This is a genomic window from Myxococcota bacterium, from assembly GCA_035498015.1.
GTDB lineage: Bacteria > Myxococcota_A > UBA9160 > SZUA-336 > SZUA-336 > VGRW01.
In genome coordinates this window covers 1-22,650 of the sequence record DATKAO010000026.1, presented here as the reverse complement: position 1 = coordinate 22,650, position 22,650 = coordinate 1, and the positions used below count along the sequence as shown (strand labels likewise).

The following is a 22,650-nucleotide window of genomic DNA, read 5'->3' as shown; positions in this document are numbered from 1 at the left end:
TTAGCGCGACTCAGCGGAAGTCACGACGCTGAAAGAGCAGCACCGAGCCGATCATCAGGCCCAGCGAGTACAAGAGCGCGTACAGCGAGGCCATCGCGATGCGCGCCAGGGCGATCGGGTTGTTGGCGCTCGCGTCGGCCTTGAAGTCCAGCCGGTCGAGGTTCGGGAGCGTCCAGTACAGCGCCTCGAGCAGCTCCTTCAGCCCGGCGATGTCGGACTTCCTGCCGAACGCCCGCAGGTCCGCGAGCAGGTGCCCGATGATCCACAGCGCCACCGTGAACATCGCGGCGAGATAGGGCGAGGTGAAGGTGGAGAAGAAGATCGCGACCGCAGTCACCAGCGCCAGCTCGAGATAGATCATGCAGATCGCCCAGACCAGGCCGGTGGAGAACTCCGAGCCCTTCCACACCAGCACGCCCAGGAAGCACAGACTCATGATCGCGACTTCCACCGCGAGCAGCGACAAGAGGCCGAAGTATTTCCCGAGCAGGAACTCCCAGCGCCGCACGGGCTTCGACAGCATGGTGTAGACGGTCCTGGTCGAGATCTCGCGGTACACCAGGTTGATGCCCACGAAGATCGCGATCAGCGCGCCGAAGAACGCGATCGAGCCCAGCCCGAAGTCGCGGTAGATGCGTTCGTCCTTGCCGATCTGGATCTGCGCGAGCAGGATCGAGCTCGCGATCATCATGGCCGCGAACAAGAGCAGGTTGTAGAGCAGCTTGTCGCGCACCGCTTCGCGGTACGTGTTCCAGGCCAGCACCCCGATGCGCCCGAGTGACTTCATCGGTCCTTCTCCTGTGCGAGACCCTCGAGCAGCAGGTCCTCGAGGCTCTTGCGCTTGGGGACGTAGCTGCGGATCCGGCCGCCGCTCTGCCGCACCTGGTCGAGCGCCTTCTCGCCGTCGCTCTCGCCCGCGAACTCGAGCAGGAAGCGGTGGCCCTGCACGACCGCGCGCCTCGCCCTGCCCTGGAGCTCCGCGAACAGTGACTCGTCGATGCCCTCGACCACCAGCTCGCTGCCGACCATCTCCTGCCCGAGCAGCTCGTCGAGATAGCCCTGCTTCACGATCCGGCCCGACAGGATCAGCGCGACCTGGTCGCAGATGACCTCGGCGTCCTCGAGGATGTGCGAGGAGAAGAACACCGTCTTGCCCTCGTCGCGCAGCGACAGGATCAGGTCGCGCACGTCCTTGCGGCCGAGCGGATCGAGGCCCGACATGGGCTCGTCGAGGATCACGATCTGCGGCTCGCCGATCAGCGCCTGCGCCAGTCCCGCGCGCTGGCGCATGCCTTTCGAGTAGCGCCGGATCTGGCGCTCGGCGGCGTGCGCGAGGCCGACGCGCTCGAGCAGCTTCGGAATGCGCTCGCGCCGCACGTCGCGGGGAATGCCGAGCAGCGAGCCGTGAAAGTCGAGGAACTCGCTCGCCGTGAGATAGTCGTGGAAGAACGTGCCCTCGGGCAGGAAGCCGAGCTGCGCGCGGCTCTCCGGGTCGCTCACCGGGAGCCCGTTCACCCAGGCCTCGCCGGAGGTCGGCATGACCAGCCCCGTCAGCACCTTGATCGTCGTGGTCTTGCCGGCGCCGTTGGGCCCGATGAAGCCGAAGATCTCGCCGGCCTTCACCTCGAGATCGACTTCCTTCACCGCTTCCACGGGCCGCATCCAGAAGCCGGTGCGGAACGTCTTCCGCAGCCCGCGCGTGCGAATCGCGTTCAAGTCACTTCCCTTCTTGCTTCTGATTCCGGAGGCCCGGCATGTGCAGCTCGAGTGTGTCGTAGGCCAGGTTCGTGCCCGCCTTGCCGTCCGAGAAGATCGCGTACTCACCGCCCTCGGGATCGCGCGGGAGCTTCGGCAGCAGGCCGGCGGTCACGAGCGCCCGCACGTCCGCCGGGTCACGGTGGAGCTTCGCCTTGTAGGCCTCGATCGCGGCGTCGATCAGCGCCAGATCGCGGTTGATCCACAGGTCCGAGAGGCGCTTCTCGAGCTGGGCGCGGACCTCGGGCGTCTCCTCGCTCTTCAGCCGCAGCGCGATGAACTGCATGGCCGTGTCGGGATCGCCGGCGTTCGCGTACAGGCGAGTCACGAGGAACTGCAGATACTGCGGTCCGCCCAGGTCGATCGCGCGCTGCAGACACTCGGCCCCGCGCACGTAGTCGCCCTTCTCCATGAAGTACTGGAAGCCCAGCAGGAAATCGATGCGCCAGTACTTGCTGACCGCGGCGCCCTTCTCGAGCAGGCGGATGGCCGCGTCCGGATCGTGCTTCAAGCCGTTGAGCACCGACGCCATCACGACGTAGGCCGAATCGAAGTGCGGATCGGTGTCGGTCACCAGGTTGGCCAGGCGCTCCGCCGCGGGCCAGTGCGCGGCCGAAGCGACCTCGTCCCCGACGTAGTTGACGGTCCGGATCCAGAACAGGTCCGCGACCAGTCTCTCGAAGCCGAGCGAGAGCACGTTCACGGCGTGACCGTCGGGCAGGACGCCGACGTCGCCGTCCGCGTGAGTCTCGACCGAGCGCGCCTCGAGCCAGTGGTTCGTGCCGTTCACGGCCAGCGCCACGCACAGCGCGAACGGCAGCAGCAGTGCCTCGGTGGGCATGCGGAGGCGGACGGTGCGCGCGGACATGACGCCTCCGGGATCGGAGACATGCAGGTCCGCCTTAAGCGAGAAGACCCGGCGGAGTCTTTCGACTCCGCCGGGTCGAGGATCAGAGCCCGAGTCCCAGGCGAGGCCTAGAACACGTTGCGGCCCATGTCGATGCTGTCGCACGGACCCACCTGGCCCAGCACCGAGAGACCGGTGCCGGTGTCGAGCGGGCCGTTCGGGCCGGCGGTGCCAGGCACCGAGGCTCCGCAGACCGTACCGGCCGTCCAACCCGGAGGAGCGGTGAACGCGCCGGTGTTGTCGGGCTGGTTCACGCCCCAGCTGTTCAGCACGGCGTCGGCGTCGATGTCGGCGACCGCGCCAGCGTAGAACTGGTTGGCCGTGATCGGCGCACCCACGACGGTCGGGTCGACCGCCACGATCGCACCCAGCCGGCCCGCGCCGATCTGGTACGCGTAGTACACGTCACCCTCGGGCTGCCAGCCGATCCAGCAGTTGCCCTGCGCGCCGGGCGTCCAGACCGGGAGCGGGTTCGGGCAGACGGGCAGGAACTGCGTCTTCAGACCGGGCACGAACGCCGCCGGGGTCGCCGGCATGTCCATGTAGGTACCGGCCTCGGCGAAGTACGACTCCTCGGCGGTGCGAATCGCCGCGAGGTTGACCTTCGACTCACCGGCCTTCGAACGAAGCTGGAACTTGATGAAGTTCGGGATGGCGATGGCCGCCAGGATGCCGATGATCGCCACGACGATCATCAGCTCGATGAGCGTGAAACCTTCACGCCGCTTGAGATGCGACAGCATTGTTTGTCTCCTTGCTGAGTACCAGTACTCATGAATCGGTCTCGGGCCTACTCGCCCTTACGACGCCACGAGCGCCCGGCGGCCCCGCATTGAGCAAGGCCCGTGCCCGCGAATCACTGCCGGCTCGGGAGCGCGCATGATCCGCCGCAAGCCCGCGCACCACTGACTCGATCCGGCCCGCCTGCGCACCAGATGGCGAACGTGTCCAAGGTCACCGAGTGACGCGCCGCGCGCGTCCCGGTGACGCGCTTCGTCACTCCGGCTCGTTGCTCCCGTCGTCGAGGCGCAGCTTTTCCAAGCGGTAACGCAGTGACCGGAACGTGACGCCCAGGAGCTGCGCGGCGCGCTTCTTCACGCCGCCGGTGCGCTGCAGGGCCTCCTGGATGAGCGAGGTCTCGTAGGCAGCGAGCAGGGCGTCGAGGTCGACGCCGTCGCTGGGAATGCGCGCGGCGGGCGCCGGCTCGGCGGGCCGGCGCACGGTGGCCGGCAGACAGTCGAGCGTGATGCGGTTGGTGTGCGCCAGCGTGACCGCGCGCTCCACCACGTTCTCGAGCTCGCGCACGTTGCCGGGGAACGGGTAGGCCTCGAGCGCGGGCAGCACCGCGGGGTCGAGCTCGCGCACGTCCTTGCCGAGCTCCGCGGAGTATTTCTCGGCGAAGTGAGACACGAGCTGCGGCAGGTCCTCGGGCCGCTCGCGCAGCGGGGGTAGCTCGATCTCGATCACGTTCAGGCGGTAGAACAGGTCCTCGCGGAAGCGCCCCTCTCTCACTTCCTGGTCGAGCCGGCGATTGGTCGAGCACAGGATGCGCACGTCGACGTGGATCTCGTTCGTGCCGCCCACGCGCTGGAAGGTGCGGTGCTGGATCGCGCGCAGGACCTTCACCTGTAGCCCGAGCTCCATCTCCCCGATCTCGTCGAGGAACAGCGTGCCGCCGTTGGCGACCTCGAACAGCCCCGGCTTGTTCGCGGAGGCGCCGGTGAACGAGCCCTTCACGTGACCGAACAGCTCGCTCTCGAGCAGGTTCTCCGGGATCGCGCCGCAGTTCACCGCGACGAACGGCGCGTCACGCCGGTCGGAGAGATTGTGGATCGCGCGCGCGATCAGCTCCTTGCCCGTGCCGCTCTCGCCGGTGATCAGGATGTTGGCGCGGGTCGGCGCGACCTGGCGCACGAGCGCGAAGATCTCCTGCATGCGCGAGCTCTTGCCGACGATGGTCGGGAACGCGCTCTCGACCCGGAGCTGCTGGCGCAGGCGCCGGTTCTCGTGCGAGAGGTCGCGCTTCTCGAGCGCCTTCTCGACCACGAGCCGGATCTCGTCGACCGAGCACGGCTTGGTGAGATAGTCGTAGGCGCCGTGCTTCATGGCCTCGACCGCGGACTCGGTCGTGCCGTGTGCGGTGATCAGGATGACCGTGGTCTCGACGTGCAGACGCCGCACCTGGTCGAGCAGCTCCAGGCCCGACATGCCGGGCATGCGGATGTCACTGATCACCAGGTCCCAGTCGTCGCTCTCGAGCGCGACCAGCGCCTCGCTGGCCGAGCCGCACGCGCTGACCTCGTGACCGTCGCGCTGCAGGAGGATCTGGAGGAACTCCTGCATGCTGGTCTCGTCGTCGACGACAAGAATCCGAGCCAATCACCCCTCCCTAGGCCCGATCGGACATGAGTTGCGCGCGCTTAAGGCGGGGACGGCAACACGACCCGCACGGTCGTCCCCCGCCCCGGAGCGCTCGTGATCCCGATCTGACCGCCATGGGCCTCCACCACACGGTGTACGGTGGCGAGGCCGAGGCCGGTGCCCTTGGGCTTGGTGGTGTAGAACGGCTCGAACAGGCGGTCGCGCACCTCCGGGTCGATGCCGCAGCCGCGATCCTCGATCGCGACCTCGACCTTGCCCTCCGCGGCGCGCGCGCGCACGTGCACTGCGCGATCGGCCGGCTCGCTCTGGGCCGCGTTCAGCACCAGGTTCCAGAACACCTGGCGCAGCTGGTCGGGATTGCCCAGCGCGGCGAGGCCAGCGGGCACGTCGAGTCTCACCTCGATGCCGAGCGACGCGTCGCGCGTGACGAGCTGCGCGAGCTCCTCGAACAGCGCCAGGAGCGCCACCGGCTCGCTGCGGCCGGGGCCCGGCCGCGCGTAGGTGAGAAAGTCGCTCACCAGCCGATTCAGGCGCGCGGTCTCGCGCTGTACGATCTGGGACAGGGTCTGTGAGTGGCGGTCGCCCGCGGGCAGGTCGGCGGCCAGGAGCTCGACCGCTCCCGAGAGCGAGGCCAGCGGGTTGCGGATCTCGTGCGCCAGGCCGGCCGCGAGCTGCCCGATCGCGCCCAGCCGCTCGCCCTTGCGCAGCTGCTCCTCCATCTCGACCAGGTGAGTCAGGTCCTGGAAGATCAGGATCGCGCCGTCGGGTTCGCCGCGCGCGTTGCGCAGCCAGGAGAGCGACATGCCCAGGTGCAGCGTGCGGCCGGAGCGATCGAGATACTCGAGCTGGATGCGCCGCTGGCGCTCGCTCGCATCGATCGGCCCCAGCGTCGGAAACAGCTCCACCAGCGGCGTGCCCAGCATCTGCGGCGCCGTGAAGCCCGTGATGCGCTCGGCCTCCTGGTTGAACGACGAGATCAGCCCCGCGCGAGTCACCGTGAGCAGGCCGGAAGACACGTTGTCGACGATGCGGCGGTGCAGCTCGCCCAGTTCCTGCAGCTCGTCGCGCCCGGCCTGCACCTCGGCGGCCAGCCGGCGCGACAACAGCGCGACCGCGAGAAACGCGACGGCGTGGACGCCGGCCGAGCCGACCGCCTCGTGACTCCCCATGCCGAACTCGGGGCTGTAGGGCGGGAACCAGCCCACCAGCGGCCCCCAGGCGATGGTGAAGTGGGCGATCGTGGCGAAGGCGCAGGCCAGCATGGCGCTGCGCGAGCCCAGCGTGAGCGCCGCGTACACGATCCAGATCACGAACAGGAAGCCGAAGATCGAGCGCGGCCCGCCCGAGCAGTACACGAAGCCGGAGATCAGCGCCGCGTCGCCCGTGAGCTCGAGCACGTGGAGTCTCTTCCACGGGCTCCAGGCGGCGAGCGCGCCGTAGGCGCACGCCAGCAGGAAGCCGGCCAGCACGAGCCCGTACAGCGCCGAGAGCACGCTGCTCGAGTACACGCCCCCGCCGCGCAGCTGCGCCAGGACCGCGAAGATCAGGATCGCCGCCAGCGCGACCAGCCGCGTTGCGAAGGCGTTCGCCGGGATCGCCCCGTGACGCGCTCGCGCTCGCATCGTGACTAGTTCACGTTTTCTGCGATCTTGAAGATCGGGAGATACATGGCGACGAGCAGGCTGCCGATCGTGCCGCCCAGGCCGACCATGAGCAGCGGCTCGAGCAGGGAAGTCAGCGCGTCGACGGCGGTGTCGACCTCGTCGTCGTAGAAGTCGGCGATCTTGCCGAGCATCGCGTCCATGGCGCCGGTCTGCTCACCGACCGAGATCATCTGCACCACCATGCCCGGGAACACCTTCGAGCCCTGCAGCGGCTCCGCGATCGTCTTGCCTTCCGCGATCGAGGACTTGGTGTTCAGGATCTCCTTCTCGACCACCACGTTGCCCGCGGTGCGCGCCACGATCTCGAGCGCGTCGAGGATCGGAACGCCGGACGAGAGCATGGTCGAGAGCGTGCGCGAGAAGCGCGCCACGGCGACCTTCTTGAGCAGTGACCCGAAGATCGGCGACTTCAGGAACAGCGCGTCCATGATCGCGCGGCCCTGCGTCGTGCCGTAGTAGCGCTTCAGCGCGTACCCGAGCGCGCCCACGCCGATCATCATGTAGATGATGTACGCCTGCAGCCAGTGCGAGATGTTGATGACCATCTGCGTGGGCGCCGGCAGCGTGCCGCCGAAATCCTTGAACATCTTCTCGAACACCGGGATGACCTTGGTCAGCATCACGACCACGACCAGGATCGCGATCACGGTGACTGCCGCCGGGTAGGTCAGCGCGCCTTTGACCTTGCGGCGCAGCTTGTCGTTCTTCTCGAGATACGCGGCGAGCCGCGACAGGATCGTGTCGAGGATGCCGCCGACCTCGCCGGCCGCGACCAGGTTCACGAACAGGCGGTCGAACACCTTGGGGTGCTTGCCGAGCGCGTCGGAGAAGGTCGAGCCGGCTTCGACGTCGCTCTTGATCTGCAGGATCACCTTCTTGAAGGTCGCGTTCTCCTGCTGGCCGCCCAGGATGTCGAGACACTGCACGAGCGGCAGACCGGCGTCGATCATGGTCGCGAACTGGCGCGTGAAGATGACGAGGTCACGGATCTTCACGCCGCCCTGCAGGAACGGGAAGATCTCGGTGAGGTCTTTGCCTTTGGGCTTCACCGTCGTGGGCGTGATGGCCTGCGCCCGCAGGGTCGTCATCGCCGCCTCGACGTCCTCGGCGACGATCACGCCCTTCTTCGACAGGCCTTCGCGCGTCTTGCCGACCCAGGTGTATGTAGGCATGGTGGCTCTCCGGCTCAGGTCGGGGCCGCGCGCCGGCGGCCCGCGAGGGCGTTGGGATTCGCGATCATGTTCGCCAGCTCGTCGGGATCGGAGCTGCGCGCGGTGGCGTCCTCGAGCGTGATCAGGCGGCGCTGGTACAGGTCCGCGAGTGACTGGTTCAGGGTCTGCATGCCGAACTTGTCCTGGCCGATCTGCATCTGCGAGTAGATCTGGTGGATCTTGTCCTCGCGGATCAGGTTGCGGATGGCGGGATTCGGCACCATGACCTCGAGGGCGATCACGCGCCCGCCGCCCGTGGCCTTGGGCAAGAGCGTCTGACTGACCACGCCCTCGAGCACGAACGAGAGCTGCGTGCGGATCTGCGACTGCTGGTGCGCCGGGAACACGTCGATCACGCGGTTGATGGTCTGCACGCACGAGTTGGTGTGCAGCGTGGCCAGGCACAAGTGACCCGTTTCGGACACGGTCAGCGCCGCCTCGATCGTCTCCAGGTCGCGCATCTCGCCGACCAGCACGACGTCCGGGTCCTGGCGCAGGATGTAGCGCAGGGCGGCTTTGAAGGACTGCGTGTCTGCACCCACCTCGCGCTGGTTCACCAGGCAGTTCTTGTGCGGGTGGAGATACTCGATCGGGTCTTCGATCGTGATGATGTGGTGGTTGTTGTCGGTGTTGATCTTGTTGATGATCGACGCCAGCGTGGTCGACTTGCCCGAGCCCGTGGGGCCGGTCACCAGGATGAGTCCGCGCGGCTTGGTGGAGAGCTTCTCGATCACCGGCGGCAGACCCAGCTCTTCGAAGGTCAGGATCTTGTAGGGGATGGTGCGGAAGGCGCCCGCGACGGCGCCGCGCTGCACGAAGATGTTGGCGCGGAAGCGCGCGAGGCCCTTCACGCCGAACGACAGGTCGAGCTCGTTGTTGGCCTCGAAGCGGTGCTTCTGCGCGTCGGTCAGGATCGAGTAGCACGCCTGCTTGGTGTCCTGCGGCGAGAGCGGATCCATGCGCAGCGGCGTCAAGTGACCGTCGACCCGGAGCTGCGGCGGGCTGCCGGTCGTGATGTGCAGGTCCGACGCGCCCTTCTCGACCATCGCCTTCAGCAGCTGGTGCAGGTTCGCCATGTTCGACTCAGTTGTCGCTCGCCGAGACGCGGAACACTTCGGCCAGCGTCGTGGTCTGTTCGAGCACCTTGTTGAGCACGCTGCGCCGCAGCGTGCTCATGCCGCCGCGAATCGCCTCGCGTTTGATCTCGGTCGAGCTCGCGCCGTTCAGCACGAACTCCTTCAGCGTCTCCGTCGCGACCATGACCTCGTACACCGCGATTCGGCCCTTGAAGCCGGTCTCTGAACAGTTTCCGCAGCCCGCGCCCTTCACCGGCCGGCACTTCTTCGCCTCGTCGGGCGACATGCCCGCCTTCTCCAGCTCTTCGCGCGTGATCGTCGTGTCTTCCTGCTTGCACTCGGCACACACGCGCCGCGCCAGACGCTGGGCGACGATCGCGTTCACCGAGCTCGCGACCAGGAACGGCTCGATGCCCATGTTCAGCAAGCGATTGATCGTGCTGGGCGCGTCGTTGGTGTGCAGCGTCGACAGCACCATGTGACCGGTGAGCGCGGCCTTGATGCCGATCTCCGCCGTTTCGAAATCGCGGATCTCGCCGACCATGATGATGTCGGGATCCTGCCGCAGGAAGGCGCGCAAGCTCGCGGCGAAGTTGAGCCCGATGTCGTCCTTCATCTGCACCTGGTTGATGCCCGAGAGGTTGAACTCGACCGGGTCCTCGGCGGTGGAGATGTTCTCGCTGGTCTTGTTGAGCTCGGACAGCGCCGAGTACAGCGTCGTCGTCTTGCCGGAGCCCGTGGGGCCAGTCACGAGCACCATGCCGAACGGCAGGTGGATCGCGTGCTTGAAGTCACCGAGCTGCTTCTCCTCGAAGCCGAGCTTGGTCATGTCGAGCTGCAGGTTGCCCTTGTCGAGCAGGCGGAGAACGATCTTCTCGCCGAACAGCGTGGGCAGGACGGAGACGCGGTAATCCATCTCCTTGTTCTTGCCCATCTTCAGCTTGATGCGGCCGTCTTGCGGCAGCCGGCGCTCGGCGATGTCGAGGTCGGCCATGATCTTCACGCGCGAAGTGAGTGGGTTGCGCAGCTTGCGCGGCGGCCGCATGACTTCGTAGAGCACGCCGTCGATGCGGTACCGGACGCGGAAGTCCTTCTCGTACGGCTCGATGTGGATGTCCGACGCGTTCTTCTTGATGGCGTCGGTGAGGATCAGGTTGGCGAGCTTGACCACCGGCGCGTCTTCGACGGCTTTCTCGAGCTCTTCGAGACTCGGACCTTCGTCGTCGCCGACGACCTCGAACTCCTGGTCGTCGAAGCCGGCCATGACCTCGTCGAGGTCGGCGCCCTTGTCGTAGTAGCGCTCGATCGCGCGCCGGATCGCCTCTTCGGCGGCGACCACGACCTCGACGTTGTAGCCGGTGAGGAACTTCACGTCGTCGATCGCGAAGATGTTCGACGGGTCGGACATGGCCACGATCAAGGTCGAACCCGCGCGATTCACCGGCAGGATCGTGTGCTTGTTCGCGACGTCTTCCGGAATCAGCCCGATGACTTCGCCGTCGACCTCGAAGTCGTCGAGCTCGATCGTGGGCACGCCGTACTGATTCGATACGGCCTCGGCGACCTTCTCTTCTTCCACGAAGCCCAGCTTCGTGATCTGGTAGCCGATGCGCGTGCCGCTGGAGCGAGCCTCCTCCTTCGCGCGCTTGAGCTGCTCCTCGGACAGAAGGTTCTTCTGTACGAGCAGCTCGCCGATCCGATCGTTCACGCACCCCTCCGAAGACGGAGATCCGGAATCGAGCGCGTTATCGGTGGTCGCCGGAGGGAGCTTTACCCAGTCCGGGCGCCACGATCTCGGCCAGACGCGCGCCCGTCTGCGCAGCCACGACCGAGCCGATCAGAGTCACCGGCAGCCAGTAAGTGATGTGCACCAGCGTGCCGTAGGCCACCGCCACGGCACGCGACACGCCGAACAGGTGCAGCGCCTCACGGCAGGCGAAGTGGAACACGCCGAAGAAGCCCGGCGCCGACGGCGCCGCCACCGCGAGCGCCACGAAGATGTTGGTCGTGAAGGTCGCGAGCAGCTGCTGGCGCGGCGGGTACTCGATGCCGAACGCGTACAGCCCGAGCAGGAACGGCGCGGGCAGCACCACGACCCACAGGATCACGGTCTGCAGCAAGACCTGTGCGGTGGCGTGGACGCCGCGCAGCCCCGCGAGACCGCGACACACTTCGGTGACGAGGTCCATCACCCGGTGCCGCACGCCCTCGGGGAAGGGCCGGATGAGCCGCGACAGGAGCGACAGCGAGCCGGCCTCGTCGAAGCGCAGCGCCGCGATGGCCACCACGGGCACGGCGGTGAACACCGCGAAGATGGCGGCGCCCGAGCGCACCCAGGACGGCATGGCCTTGGTGTGCAGGAACAACAGGATCCCGCCCAGCACCGACACCGCCGTGAAATCGATGGCGCGCTCGAGCACGAGCGTGCCCAGCGCCGCCGAGCCGCGCACCTCGGTCTCGCGCCCCAGCAGCCACGGGCGCGCGAGCTCACCCAGCCGGAACGGCAGCACGTTGATCGCCATGAAGCCGAGCGCCGTGGCGCGGAACAGCGGGCCGAGCGGCAGCGGATCGCGCGACAGCGAGCGCGCCAGCCAGCGCCAGCGCAGCGCGCGCAGCCAGAGCGCGGCCACGTGCATCGGCACCATGGCCAGCACCAGCCAGGGGTTGGCATCGCCGATGTGCGCCGCGACCTCGCGCAGGTCGACGTCGTGCACGGTGTAGGCGATGGCCGCGACCGGCAGCGCGACCCCGAGCCAGATGCGCCAGTCGAGCGCGATGCGCAGCCAGCGAGTCACTCGGGCTCCGCGCGCAGGGTGTGCCGCGCCTGTTCGGCGTCGGCGCCGATCTGGCGCGCGAGCTCCTGCGGACCCGAGAAGCGGCGCTCCTCGCGGATGCGCGCGTGGAAGGCGAGCTCCAGGCGCCGTCCGTACAGGTCGCCCTGGAAGTCGAACAGGTGTGTCTCGACCAGCACGCGGCCCGGCGCGAAGGTGGGCCGCGTGCCCACGTTGGTCACTGCCGGCAGCGAGTCAGCCGAGGGCCGCGACGGCAGCGCCGGATCGAACAGCCGCACGCGCGTGGCGTACACGCCATTCGCGGGCACGATCTCGTTCTCGGGCGCGAGGTTCGCGGTCGGGAAGCCGAGCGTGCGCCCGCGCCGGTCGCCTTCGACGACGCGACCCCACACCGTGTAGGGCCGACCGAGACACACCCGCGCTTCGGCCACGTCGCCGCGCGCCAGCGCCTCGCGGATGCGCGTGCTCGACACGTCGGCGCCGCCGGCGCGCACCTGCGGCAGCAACTCGACCCGGATCCCCAGCGCCGGGCCGCGCGCCACCAGCATCTCGCCCGAGCCGGCGCGGCCCTTGCCGAAGTGGAAGTCACGGCCCACGAACACCTCGCGCGGCCCGAGCCGCTCGGCGATCACGTCGCGCAGGAACTCCTCGGGCGAGAGCGCCGCGAAGGCCGAGGTGAAGCGCTCGCGCACGAGATAGTCGATGCCTTCGGCCTCGAGCGCCGCCGCGAGCTGGTCCCAGGTCATGAGCAGCTGCTGCGGTGTGTCGGGGAACAGGACGCGCCGCGGGTGCGGGTCGAAGGTGTACAGCACGGTGCGCCGGCCGAGCTGGCGGCCGCGCTCGATCACCCGCGCGATCAGCGCGCGGTGGCCCAGGTGCAGGCCGTCGAAGTTCCCGACCGTCAGCACGCACCCGCGAGCCCCCTCGGGCGGCTGATCGCTCCCCTCGATGACTTGCATCCCCCGGCATCTTAGCCTCACCGCGCGCGCCTCCGCCCCCTGTCCTATCCTGCCGCCGTGCGGACGATCGCGCGCCATCTCCTGGTCGAGTTCATCGTGGCCACCACCGGGGTGTTTCTCGGCATTGCGGCCATGTGGTTCGCCGCGGACATCCTGCTGCACATCGACGACCTGGCGGGTCACGTGCTCGCGGGCCTGCGCGAGGTCGCGCTGCGCGCCCTGCCCGTGCTGCCGATCGTGTTGCCCTTGTCGGGCCTGACCGGCGCCGTGCTGTGTCTCTCGCGCGCGGTGCGCAACCGCGAGCTCACGGCCATCCGCACGGGCGGGATCCGCCTGCAGGCGGCGCTGGCGCCGCTCCTGATCCTGTGCGCGCTGGTGGCGGGCGGGCTGGGCGTGCTCGAGGACCGCGTGCTGCTGCCGCTGCGCGAGCGCCTCGAGGCCGGGCGCGCGGCCGACGACGAGGGCACCCGCGCGCCGGAGCGCCTGCTCAAGCGCTGGTGGTTCGCCTCGGGCGCCTCGATCTTCTCGGCGGCCTCGTACGATCTCGAGACACACGCGCTGCACGACGTGACCGTGTTCCTGTTCGACGAGAAGCGCGAGATCCGGCAGCGCATCGACGCCAAGACCGCGACGAGCGTCGACGGAGACACCTGGGAGATCCGCGACGCGCACGTGCTCGATTTCTCCTCCGACGAGGGCATCGCCAGACACGAGGCGCCGTCGCTGCGGCTGAACCTGGGCATCACCGGCACCGAGATGAGCCGCGCGACCGATCCCGCGGCCACGGCCTCGCTGCACCAGCTCGCGCGGCTGATCCGCAAGAGCGGACACGACGCGGCCGAGAAGGCCAAGCTCGAGCTGGCGTTCCACAGCCGCCTGGCGCAGCCGTTCGCGGTGCTGATCGTGGTGCTGCTGGCGATCCCGTTCGCGACCGGCGATTCGGGCAAGGCCGACTCACTCCCGCGGGCGCTGCTGCGCTCGCTCGGCGCCGCGGCGGTGTTCTGGCTGTGCTGGACGGTGGCCTTGCTGGCCGCGCGCGGCGGCCAGGTGCCCGCCCCGCTGCCGGTCTGGGGCGTCACGCTGGGCGCGCTCGCGCTGGGCTTCTGGCGCTACCGGCTGATCCCCGAGTGACTAGCGCTCCGGCCGCGCCGAGACCGGCGGCGTGCCGTTCATGTCGAACAGGTACTTGAGAAAGCCCGAGCGCGGCGACATCACGACCGTGGTCTGCGCGTCGAGTGACTTGCGGTAGGCCTCGAGGCTGCGGAAGAAGGCGTAGAACTCGGGATCGCCCGAGTAGGCCTCGGAGTAGATGCGCGCCGCCTCGGCATCGCCGGTGCCGCGCAGCTCGAGCGACTCGCGCTCGGCCGTGGCCAGGATCACCTGGCTCTCCCCGTCGGCCTTCGAGCGCAGCGCTCGCGCCTGCTGCTCGCCTTCGGCCCGGAACTTCAGCGCGAAGCGCGCGCGCTCGGTGCGCATGCGGTCGTACACGCGCGCCAGGTTCTCCTCGGGGTAGAGCGTGGCGCCCAGCCGCACGTCGACGATCCGCACGCCCCGCTCGCGCAGCTTGCCGTCGGCCGAGGCGGTGATCTCCTGCTGCACCGCGCCGCGCGTGGGCGAGAGCAGGTCGGCGAGGCTGTGCTTGTTCACGGTCTCGCGCACCTCGCTGTAAGTCACCTCGTCGATGCGCTGCACGGCGGCGTCTTCGCGCCGGTAGGACTCGTAGAACGCGCGCGGGTCGACGATGCGCCACACGATGTAGTAGTCCACGTCGACCAGCGTCCGCTCCACGGTGTTGAGCGAGCGCTTGGCCGAATGGAAGTGGATGTTGCGCCGGTCGTAACGCGTGAGCTCGTGCAGGCCGGGAATCACCACGTACCAGCCGGGCTCGGTCAAGTTCGGCTGGTTCAGAGACACGCCCAGGACCTTGGGCTCGGCCTGGTTGAGCAGCGTGCGGAAGGCCTGCTCGCGCTCGTCGATGATCGTGACACAGAAGAACGCGAAGGCGCCGAGCCCCGCCACCAGGAGGAGTGCTGCGATCCAGCGGTTCATTTCGGGCCCTCGCGCCGCGGCAGCGGCAGATACGGCAGGAGCTGGTCGCTCGAGCCACGCTCCAGGATCACCTTGTCCATCTTCGGCAGGATCGTCTCGAGCGTCTCGAGATAGAGCCGCTGGCGAGTCACGTCGGGCGCTTTCTTGTACTGGTCGAGCACCGCCTTGAAGCCCGCGACCTGGCCCTGGGCCTCGAGGATGCGCCGCTCGTGGTAGGCATGCGCCAGGTTGACCGCCTCTTCCGACCTGCCGCGCGCCTCGGGCACCACCTTGTCCGCGTAGCCCTGCGCTTCGAGCACCGCGCGCTCGCGGTCCTGCTGAGCGCTGGTCACGTCGGCGAAGGCCTCGCGCACGGGCTCGGGCGCGGCCACGTCCTGCAGCTGGATGTTCTCGACGCGCACCCCGGCGCGATAGGCGTCGAGCGTGGCCTGCAGCTCCTCGCGCGCCGCGTCGTGGATCAGGCCGCGCGCAGTCAGCACCTGGTCGATCGGGTTCTGCGCCACGACCGTGCGCACGGCCGCGCGCGCGGCGTCGCGCAGCACGGCCTCGCGCTGCTCGGGCTGGAAGTTGAGCAGGTAGTCGCGCACGTCGCCGATCCGGTACTGCACCACGAAGTCGACGTCGACCAGGTTCTCGTCCGACGTCAGCATGCTCTTCTCCTCGGGGTGCTCCTCGACCGTGCCCGTCGCGGCGTTCGTGGTGCGGTAGCCGAACTCCTCGCGCAGCGTCGTGGTGACTCGCTGCTTGAGCACCTGCTCCAGCCCGGGCGCGTGCCAGTGGAAGCTGCCTGGGTCGACCGTGCGGTCGTAGCGTCCGAGCCGCAGCACGATCGCCTGCTCGTCGGGCGCCACGTCGTAGAAGCCGCGCCACACCCACAAGGCCCCCGCGACTGCGAGAACCAGAAGGACCGCGAGAAACACCCCCCGCATACCGACCTACGCGTTCCGCCGCGCATGGAGCGAGTCGAGGAACGGGGAGAGCAGATCGATCGGCATGGGGAACAAGATGGTCGAGTTGTGCTCGACCGCGATCTCGGAGAGTGTCTGCAGGTAGCGCAGCTGGAGCGTGTAGGGCGACTGGGTCATCACGTCGGAGGCTTCCTTCAGCCGCTGCGAGGCCTCGAACTCACCTTGCGCGTGAATCACCTTGGCGCGCCGCTCGCGCTCGGCCTCGGCCTGCTTGGCCATGGCGCGGCGCATGTCTTCGGGCAGGTCGATGTGTTTGATCTCGACCGCGCGCACCTTCACGCCCCAGGGGTCGGTGCCGTGGTCGAGCTCCGACTGCAGCTGGCGGTTGATGCGCTCGCGGTCGGCCAGCAGGTGGTCGAGCTCCGCCTGGCCGCACACGCTGCGCAGCGTGGTCTGCGCCAGCTGCGAGGTGCCGTACAGGAAGTTCTCGACCTTGATGATCGCGTCCTGCGGGTGGACCACCCGGAAGTAGAGCACCGCATTGACCTTCACCGACACGTTGTCCTTGGTGATCACGTCCTGCGGCGGCACGTCCATGACCACCTCGCGCAGTGACACGCGCACCAGCCGGTCGACGCCGGGGATCACCACGCGCAGGCCGGCGCCCTTCACGCTGCTGAAGCGGCCGAGCCGGAACAGCACGCCGCGCTCGTACTCCTGGAGCACGCGCACCGCGGACATCAGGAACAGCACGCCGATGAAGGCGGCGATCGCGATCGGATAGACCATGCCTCTCCCCCTAGCTGTTCCGCGCCTGGCCGTCCCGCGGCCCCGGCCGCGCCCGCACGCGCAGCACCAGATCGTTCACGGCCAGTATCTCGACTTTGTCGCCGCGGCGCACGGGCTCGTCCGCGACCGCCCGCCACAGCTCGCCCCGCACCAGCACGCGCCCCTCGGGCTCGAGGTCGCTGTCGGCCACGCCCAGCTCGGCGAGCAGGGCCTCCGCGCCGGAATACTGCGGCCGCGCCTGCGCGCGCGACACGGCCCAGGCCACCGCGCTGAGAAGCAGCGCGAGTGACAGTGCCGCGGGAAACACCGCGCCCCAGAACGGCAGCGACAGGTCCGAGAGCTCCGGCACGCGGAACGTGAGCCAGGCGCCCCAGCACAGCGCGGCCAGCCCCAGCGCGAACAGCAGCCCGTAGCTCGACAGGTGTACCTCGGCCACGATCAGCGCGATCCCGCCGGCCACGAGCAGCAGTCCGACCCAGTTGAACGGGATGATCTGCAGCGCGGTGGCCGCGAGCACCAGGGCCACCGCACCGACCGCGCCGGGCGCCATCAGCCCCGGGTTCTGGAACTCGATCCAGATGCCCAGGAGCCCGATCAGGAACAACAGGCCGACGATCTGCGGGTCGGCGATCACCGCGAACACGCGAGTCATGAGGTCCATCGGCAGCTGCACGACCGCTGCGCCCTTGGTGTGCAGGGTGACCGTGCGCTTGCCCACGGTGACTTTGCGCCCGTCGCTCTTCGCCAAGAGGTCGTCCATGTCCTCGGCGATCAAGTCGATCACGTTGCGCTTCAGCGCTTCGGGCGCGCCGATCGCCACCGAGTTCCGCACCGCCTGCGCGGCCCACTCGACGTTGCGCTTGCGCTCCTGCGCGATCGCCTCGATGAACGCGGTGGTGAAGTTCTCGAGCTTCTCGGCCATGTAGTCCGAGTGTTTCGACCTTCCCTTCTTGCCTTCGGCGTCGTCGTCGGGGGGCCTCGGGTTGTCACCGCCGAGCGAGACCGGGTGCGCGGCGCCGATCGTGGAGCCCGGCGACATCGCGGCCACGTGACCCGAGAGCGTGATGAACGTGCCCGCCGAGGCGGCCCACGCGCCGCGCGGCGCGACGTACACGATCACGGGCAGCTCGGCATTGAGGATCGCGGTCACGATGTCCTTGGTCGACACCACCAGCCCCCCGGGCGTGTCGAGCTGGATCACCAGCGCGCTGGCGCCCGTGGTGTAGGCGCGGTCGATCGACTTCGCCACGAAGTCGGCGATCGCCGGGTTGATCGCGCCGTCGATCGTGATGGCGGCGACCGTCTCGGCGCGCGCGCTCGCCGCCAGCGCGGCGGCGAGCAGGAGCCCGAGCGCCGCGGCGCGCGGGTTCCTCATCTCTTGCGCACCTCGAGCACGCGCTCGAGGATCCGCTCCGCGATCTCCGACTTCGGACCCGCCGCGATCTCGCGCAGGTCGTCGGGGCCAGGACCGAGAATCACGACTTCGTTGCGGTCCGCGTCGAAGCCGATGTCGCTGCGCGACACGTCGTTGGCCACGATCAGGTCGCAGCCCTTGCGCGCGAGCTTGCCGCGCGCGTTCTCGAGCACGTGGTCGGTCTCGGCCGCGAAGCCCACGACCGTGCGAGCGCCGCGCCGGCGCACGACCTCGGCCAGGATGTCCGGGTTCTTCACCAGCTCGAGCGAGAGTGAGTCGCTCTTCTCGCGCTTCAGCTTCTTGTCCGCAGCCGACGCCGGCGCGTAGTCGGCGACCGCGGCCGCCAGGATCACGATCGTGGCGCGCTCGAGCGCGCCCAGCACCGCGTCGCGCATCTCGACCGCGGTCTCCACGTCGATGCGCGCCACGCCGTGCGGGCTGGCGAGTGACACGGGACCGGCGACCAGGATGACTTCTGCCCCGCGCCGCGCGGCCGCTTCGGCCAGCGCGAAGCCCATCTTGCCCGACGAGCGGTTCGTGATCACCCGCACCGGGTCGATCGGCTCGGCGGTCGGGCCCGCGCTCACCAGCACCACCTCGCCGCGCAGCGCGGGCTCGGCAGTGGCGGCCTCGGTCACGGCCACGATCGAGTCGTTCTCGATCAGCCGCCCCTCACCCACCCAGCCGCAGGCCAGGTCACCCTTGCCCGGCCCCACGATGCGCACGCCGCGCTTGGCCAGCACGTCGAGGTTCGCCTGGGTGGCCGGGTGCCGGTACATGTTCACGTTCATCGCGGGCGCGAGCACGAGCGGCGCCGTGCAGGCCAGCGCCACGGTGGTGAGCAGGTCGTCGGCGATGCCGTGCGCGAGCTTGGCCATCACGTTGGCGGTGGCGGGCGCGACCACGAACACCTGCGCCCAGTCGGCGAGCTCGATGTGCGAGATCTCGGACTCGGCGGTGGCGGCCAGTAACTCGGAGCGCACGGGCGAGCCCGAGAGAGTCTGGAGCGTGAGCGCCGACACGAACTCGAGCGCGTGCGGGGTCGCGACCACCCGCAGCTCGTGGCCGCGCTGCGTGAAGGAGCGCACCAGCTCGCACGCCTTGTACGCGGCGATGCCTCCGGAAACGCCGAGAAGGATCCGACTCACTGTGCTGGAATCCTCTTTGGTTTCGCGAACGTAGCCCGCGCCACCCGAAACCGCCAACCGGCCGTCAAGCGCCCCGCGAGAAACCCGAAGACGTAAGTGCGGTGGCCGAGCGAAGGCTGCCCTGAGCGCAGGCCCGCAAGGGGCGGAGCGTGGGCAGGGTGCCCGCGCGATCACAGGTCCGCCCCGCGCAGTGAGCCGCAGGCGAGCGAAGTCAATGGAGACAGAGAGCGCGTTCATGGGCGCGGCTGCGGCCGCGGTGCTGCTCGTGGCGTTCTTGTCGCTGCGCCGCGAGCTGGCCGCGCGCCGCTTCGCGCGGCTCACTCTGGCCTATGGCCTGTGGTGCACCGGCTGCGCCGCGGGCGGGCTGGGACAGGACTGGGGTCCCGTGCTCGCCGACCTGTCGCTGATCGCGCTCGGGCCGCTCGCGCTGGCATGCGCGGCCACGCTGGTGGGCCGGCCCGCGATCGCGCCGCGCTTCGCGCCGCTGTTCGCCGCCACGCCGTTCCTGCTCGGGATTGCGCTGCTCACGCTCCACCCCGCGCCGCGCGGCGTCCACGTGGCGGCCGACGTGTTCGCCCTGGGCTGCGTGGCCGCCGCCACCTTCGCGCTGTGGCGCCGCGCCCCGGCGTCCGGTGATCCGGGTACCGACGACGCGCGCGCCGACGAAGCCGCGTCGCCCGAGGCGCGGCGCGTGCGCTACGTGATCGTGGCTCACTCGATCGCGATCGGCGGCGTCCTGCTCGACGTGCTGCTGTGGCAGCTCTCGCTGCCGCGCGTGGCGTGCTTGCTGTTTCCCCTTTTGTATCTCTACGCGGGCTACCTGCACCTGACACAGGTCCGTGTCGCCGATCTGCGCCAGCTGGTGGGGAACACCGTGGCGCTGTCCGTCATGGCGGTCGGCCTCGCCGCCTTCTTCGCGGCCATCCGGCTGTGGGTCGGCGAGCGGCTCGACCTGTTCGTGTTCAACGCCTTCGTGGCCTCGTTCGCGCTGTTCCTGTTCTTCGCGCCCATGCGCGACCGGATCCAGGGCGCGATGGAGCGCCGCTTCCTGGCCGGCAAGGTGGCGCTCGAGCGCGGCCTGCGGCCCCTGCGCGAGCGCCTGAAGCACATCCTCACGCTCGACGAGCTGCTCACCGAGCTCCTGGCCGCGGTCGAGAAGGCCGAGCTGTTCCGCGCCTCGGCGATCTACCTGCGCGACGATGCCACGCTCGGCTTCCAGCTCGCCGGCAGCATCGGCCTGCCGACCCGCACGCGAGTGAGTCTCTTGTCCGAGCCGGTCTGGGTGTCGACGGTCGAGGCGGTCGACGTGCTGCAGCGCGAGGAGCTCGAGCGGCGGCTCGACGACCCCAAGAACGCCGCCGAGCGGCCGCGGCTCGAGGTGCTGTGCGCGACCCTGCGCGACCTCGAGGCAGAGCTGGTGCTGCCGCTGCGCGCCAAGTCACAGGTCGTGGGCTTCTGGACGCTGGCCGACGCGCGCTCGAGCGAGTCGTTCTCGAGCGAGGAGGTGCGCCTGCTGCGCCTGGTGGCCGACCAGATCGCGACCTCGCTCGAGAACTCCAAGGCCTTCGAGCGCGTGCGCGCGAGAGACCGCTTCGTGTCACTGGGCGAGATGGCGGCCGGGCTCGCGCACGAGATCCGCAACCCCCTGGCCTCGATCCGCGGCGCGGTCGCCGTGCTGCAGCAGCCCACGGACGCCAAGTCGGCCGAGCTGTGGGCGGTGATCATCGAGGAGATCGCGCGGCTCAACCGCGTGGTCGAGTCATTCCTCGACTATGCACGGCCGTCCACGCGCACGGCCACGATTCGCGATCTGGCCGCGTTCGTGAAGAGCTGCGCCGAGGCGGTCTCGCGCTCCAAGCGGCGCAGCGACGTGGAGCTCGCGCTCGAGCTCGAGCCCGGCCTCCCGGAGCTGCGCGCCGATGCCGATCAGCTCGAGCGCGTGGTGGTGAACGTGGTTCAGAACGCCTACGAGGCGCTCGAAGACGGCGGACACGTGCGCGTCGCGCTGCGCCGCGGCGTTCCCGGAGCGCTGGGCGACGGCGGAGTCGAGATCCAGGTCGACGACGACGGGCCTGGCATGAGCGACACCACGCTCGAGCGCGCTTTCATCCCCTTCTACACGACCAAGCAGCAGGGCACCGGCCTGGGTCTGGCGCTGTGCGAGCGGCTGATCCGCGCACAGGGCGGCACGATCCAGCTGCGCTCGCGGCCGGGCGAGGGCACGAGCGTGTTGATCCGCCTGCCGCTCGCAGCCAAGCCCGCCGAGGAGCACGCGTGAAGGACGCGCGCACGGTGCTGATCGCCGAGGACGAAGCCAACATGCGGCGCGTGCTGTCGGCGCTGCTCGAGCGCGACGGCTTCCGCACGCTCGAGGCCGCCGACGGGGCGGCCGCGCTCGAGACACTCGCGCGCGAGCCGGTCGACGCCATCCTCACGGATCTGCGCATGCCCAAGCTGAACGGCCTCGAGTTGCTCGAGGCGGTGCGGCGCAAGCACCCGGAGATCCCCGTGATCATGCTGACCGCGCACGGCACCGTGGGCAGCGCGGTCGAGGCCCTGAAGCAGGGCGCGTTCGATTATCTCACCAAGCCCTTCGATCCCGACGAGATCCGCCAGGTGATGGAGAAAGCGGTCTCGACCCGGCGCCTGGCCGCGCGCGAAGCGCGCCTGCCCGCCGACGAGAGCCCCGAGCCGTTGCTCGTCGGTGAGAGCGAGCTGTTGCGCGAGGTGCGCCACGTGATCGAGCGCGTCGCGCCCACGCCCGCGACCGTGCTGATCAGCGGCGAGAGCGGGACCGGGAAGGAGATCGTCGCGCGCAGCCTGCACCGCGCCAGCGCGGTGCGGGGCGGCCCGTTCGTGAAGGTGAACTGCGCGGCCATCCCCGAGGGCCTGCTCGAGAGCGAGCTGTTCGGCTACGAGAAAGGCGCCTTCACCGGGGCCGCGGCGCGCAAGCCGGGCAAGTTCGAGCTGGCCGACGGCGGCACCTTGTTTCTCGACGAGATCGGCGAGATGCCGCTGGCCGCGCAGCCGAAGCTCTTGCGCGCGATCCAGGAGGGGCGCTTCTATCGCGTGGGCGGCACCGAGACGGTGCACGTGTCGGTGCGGCTGGTGGCGGCCACCAACCGCGACCTGCGCGCCGAGGTGAACGCCGGCCGCTTCCGCGAGGACCTCTTCTACCGGCTGCACGTGGTGCCGATCGACCTGCCCCCGCTGCGCTCGCGCCCCGAAGACATCCCGATGCTGGCGCGGCTGTTTCTCGAGCGCTTCGCGGCCAAGCTCGGCCGGCCCGTGACCGGCATCGAGCCCGCGGCCATGGACCTGCTGCGCGCGCACCCCTGGCCCGGGAACATCCGCGAGCTCGAGAACGCGATCGAGCGGGCGACACTGTTGTGTGACGGCACGACGCTCGGACCGCGCGACCTCCCGCCCGAGCTCGACCGGCACGCGCCCGCGGCGCCCGCTCCCGCCGGCGCGACCCCGCTGCGCGAGCGCATCCGCGCGGCCACGCAGCGCATCGAGCGCGACGCCATCCTGGAAGCGCTGCGACTCACCGAGGGCAACGTCACCCGCGCCGCCAAGGAGCTCGGTCTCTCGCG

The 22,650-nt window shown here is 69.4% G+C and carries 19 protein-coding genes; 3 read left to right on the top strand and 16 right to left on the bottom strand.

Annotation, left to right across the window (positions count from 1 at the left end):
- Positions 1 to 10 precede the first annotated feature (10 nt).
- The 11 genes from VMR86_02135 to VMR86_02085 form a co-directional block, all read right to left on the bottom strand.
- On the bottom strand, positions 11 to 787 hold the full coding sequence (locus tag VMR86_02135) for an ABC transporter permease (GenBank protein HTO05830.1): 777 nt from the start codon (positions 785 to 787) through the stop codon (positions 11 to 13).
- Positions 784 to 1,716, bottom strand: coding sequence for an ABC transporter ATP-binding protein (locus tag VMR86_02130; GenBank protein HTO05829.1), 933 nt, complete (start codon positions 1,714 to 1,716; stop codon positions 784 to 786). Before VMR86_02130 ends, VMR86_02135 begins: the two co-directional genes overlap by 4 nt.
- Before the next feature lies 1 nt (position 1,717).
- Positions 1,718 to 2,596 carry a hypothetical protein gene (locus VMR86_02125; GenBank protein HTO05828.1) on the bottom strand — a complete coding sequence of 293 codons (879 nt, stop codon included), beginning with the start codon at positions 2,594 to 2,596 and terminating at the stop codon, positions 1,718 to 1,720.
- Between the two features lie 134 nt (positions 2,597 to 2,730).
- On the bottom strand, positions 2,731 to 3,405 hold the full coding sequence (locus VMR86_02120) for a prepilin-type N-terminal cleavage/methylation domain-containing protein (protein ID HTO05827.1): 675 nt from the start codon (positions 3,403 to 3,405) through the stop codon (positions 2,731 to 2,733).
- A gap of 253 nt (positions 3,406 to 3,658) precedes the next feature.
- Positions 3,659 to 5,041, bottom strand: a complete 1,383-nt coding sequence (locus VMR86_02115; protein HTO05826.1) for a sigma-54 dependent transcriptional regulator — start codon at positions 5,039 to 5,041, stop codon at positions 3,659 to 3,661.
- 41 nt (positions 5,042 to 5,082) lie between these two features.
- The gene (locus VMR86_02110; protein ID HTO05825.1) at positions 5,083 to 6,666 is read right to left on the bottom strand and encodes an ATP-binding protein; all 1,584 of its coding nucleotides are present in this window, start codon (positions 6,664 to 6,666) and stop codon (positions 5,083 to 5,085) included.
- A gap of 5 nt (positions 6,667 to 6,671) precedes the next feature.
- On the bottom strand, positions 6,672 to 7,880 hold the full coding sequence (locus tag VMR86_02105) for a type II secretion system F family protein (GenBank protein ID HTO05824.1): 1,209 nt from the start codon (positions 7,878 to 7,880) through the stop codon (positions 6,672 to 6,674).
- Positions 7,881 to 7,894: 14 nt separating this feature from the next.
- Entirely contained in the window at positions 7,895 to 8,995 is a 1,101-nt protein-coding gene (locus tag VMR86_02100) for a type IV pilus twitching motility protein PilT (protein ID HTO05823.1), read from the bottom strand.
- A gap of 7 nt (positions 8,996 to 9,002) precedes the next feature.
- Positions 9,003 to 10,703 carry a type IV-A pilus assembly ATPase PilB gene (pilB, locus tag VMR86_02095; GenBank protein HTO05822.1) on the bottom strand — a complete coding sequence of 567 codons (1,701 nt, stop codon included), beginning with the start codon at positions 10,701 to 10,703 and terminating at the stop codon, positions 9,003 to 9,005.
- Between the two features lie 37 nt (positions 10,704 to 10,740).
- The gene (locus VMR86_02090) at positions 10,741 to 11,790 is read right to left on the bottom strand and encodes a lysylphosphatidylglycerol synthase transmembrane domain-containing protein (protein HTO05821.1); all 1,050 of its coding nucleotides are present in this window, start codon (positions 11,788 to 11,790) and stop codon (positions 10,741 to 10,743) included.
- Positions 11,787 to 12,746, bottom strand: coding sequence for a bifunctional riboflavin kinase/FAD synthetase (locus VMR86_02085; GenBank protein ID HTO05820.1), 960 nt, complete (start codon positions 12,744 to 12,746; stop codon positions 11,787 to 11,789). The genes VMR86_02090 and VMR86_02085 overlap by 4 nt, the downstream gene beginning before the upstream one ends.
- A gap of 57 nt (positions 12,747 to 12,803) precedes the next feature.
- Between VMR86_02085 and VMR86_02080 the strand changes: the two genes are divergently transcribed.
- Positions 12,804 to 13,877: an LptF/LptG family permease gene (locus tag VMR86_02080; GenBank protein HTO05819.1), complete on the top strand. Its 1,074-nt coding sequence runs from the start codon at positions 12,804 to 12,806 to the stop codon at positions 13,875 to 13,877.
- On the opposite strand, the gene hflC is transcribed toward VMR86_02080, so the two are convergent.
- The 5 genes from hflC to coaBC form a co-directional block, all read right to left on the bottom strand.
- A complete protein-coding gene (gene hflC, locus VMR86_02075) occupies positions 13,878 to 14,795 on the bottom strand; it encodes a protease modulator HflC (protein HTO05818.1) in 918 nt (305 codons plus the stop codon). It lies immediately after the preceding gene.
- The gene (hflK, locus tag VMR86_02070; protein HTO05817.1) at positions 14,792 to 15,667 is read right to left on the bottom strand and encodes an FtsH protease activity modulator HflK; all 876 of its coding nucleotides are present in this window, start codon (positions 15,665 to 15,667) and stop codon (positions 14,792 to 14,794) included. Before hflK ends, hflC begins: the two co-directional genes overlap by 4 nt.
- Positions 15,668 to 15,730: 63 nt before the next feature.
- Entirely contained in the window at positions 15,731 to 16,492 is a 762-nt protein-coding gene (locus tag VMR86_02065; GenBank protein ID HTO05816.1) for a slipin family protein, read from the bottom strand.
- Positions 16,493 to 16,502: 10 nt separating this feature from the next.
- Positions 16,503 to 17,867, bottom strand: a complete 1,365-nt coding sequence (locus tag VMR86_02060; GenBank protein ID HTO05815.1) for a nodulation protein NfeD — start codon at positions 17,865 to 17,867, stop codon at positions 16,503 to 16,505.
- Entirely contained in the window at positions 17,864 to 19,054 is a 1,191-nt protein-coding gene (coaBC, locus tag VMR86_02055; protein HTO05814.1) for a bifunctional phosphopantothenoylcysteine decarboxylase/phosphopantothenate--cysteine ligase CoaBC, read from the bottom strand. The genes VMR86_02060 and coaBC overlap by 4 nt, the downstream gene beginning before the upstream one ends.
- 214 nt (positions 19,055 to 19,268) lie before the next feature.
- Between coaBC and VMR86_02050 the strand changes: the two genes are divergently transcribed.
- A complete protein-coding gene (locus VMR86_02050) occupies positions 19,269 to 21,332 on the top strand; it encodes an ATP-binding protein (GenBank protein HTO05813.1) in 2,064 nt (687 codons plus the stop codon).
- The coding region (locus VMR86_02045; protein HTO05812.1) for a sigma-54 dependent transcriptional regulator at positions 21,329 to 22,650 on the top strand (1,322 nt) is incomplete at its 3' end. The genes VMR86_02050 and VMR86_02045, both read left to right, overlap by 4 nt.

Coding starts and splice junctions, on each gene's coding strand:
- VMR86_02135 (HTO05830.1), bottom strand. CDS start 787: ATGAAGTCACTCGGGCGCATCGGGGTGCTGGCCTGGAACACGTACCGC.
- VMR86_02125 (HTO05828.1), bottom strand. CDS start 2,596: ATGCCCACCGAGGCACTGCTGCTGCCGTTCGCGCTGTGCGTGGCGCTG.
- VMR86_02120 (HTO05827.1), bottom strand. CDS start 3,405: ATGCTGTCGCATCTCAAGCGGCGTGAAGGTTTCACGCTCATCGAGCTG.
- VMR86_02110 (HTO05825.1), bottom strand. CDS start 6,666: ATGCGAGCGCGAGCGCGTCACGGGGCGATCCCGGCGAACGCCTTCGCA.
- VMR86_02105 (HTO05824.1), bottom strand. CDS start 7,880: ATGCCTACATACACCTGGGTCGGCAAGACGCGCGAAGGCCTGTCGAAG.
- VMR86_02100 (HTO05823.1), bottom strand. CDS start 8,995: ATGGCGAACCTGCACCAGCTGCTGAAGGCGATGGTCGAGAAGGGCGCG.
- VMR86_02085 (HTO05820.1), bottom strand. CDS start 12,746: ATGCAAGTCATCGAGGGGAGCGATCAGCCGCCCGAGGGGGCTCGCGGG.
- hflC (HTO05818.1), bottom strand. CDS start 14,795: ATGAACCGCTGGATCGCAGCACTCCTCCTGGTGGCGGGGCTCGGCGCC.
- VMR86_02065 (HTO05816.1), bottom strand. CDS start 16,492: ATGGTCTATCCGATCGCGATCGCCGCCTTCATCGGCGTGCTGTTCCTG.
- VMR86_02060 (HTO05815.1), bottom strand. CDS start 17,867: ATGAGGAACCCGCGCGCCGCGGCGCTCGGGCTCCTGCTCGCCGCCGCG.
- VMR86_02050 (HTO05813.1), top strand. CDS start 19,269: ATGGAGACAGAGAGCGCGTTCATGGGCGCGGCTGCGGCCGCGGTGCTG.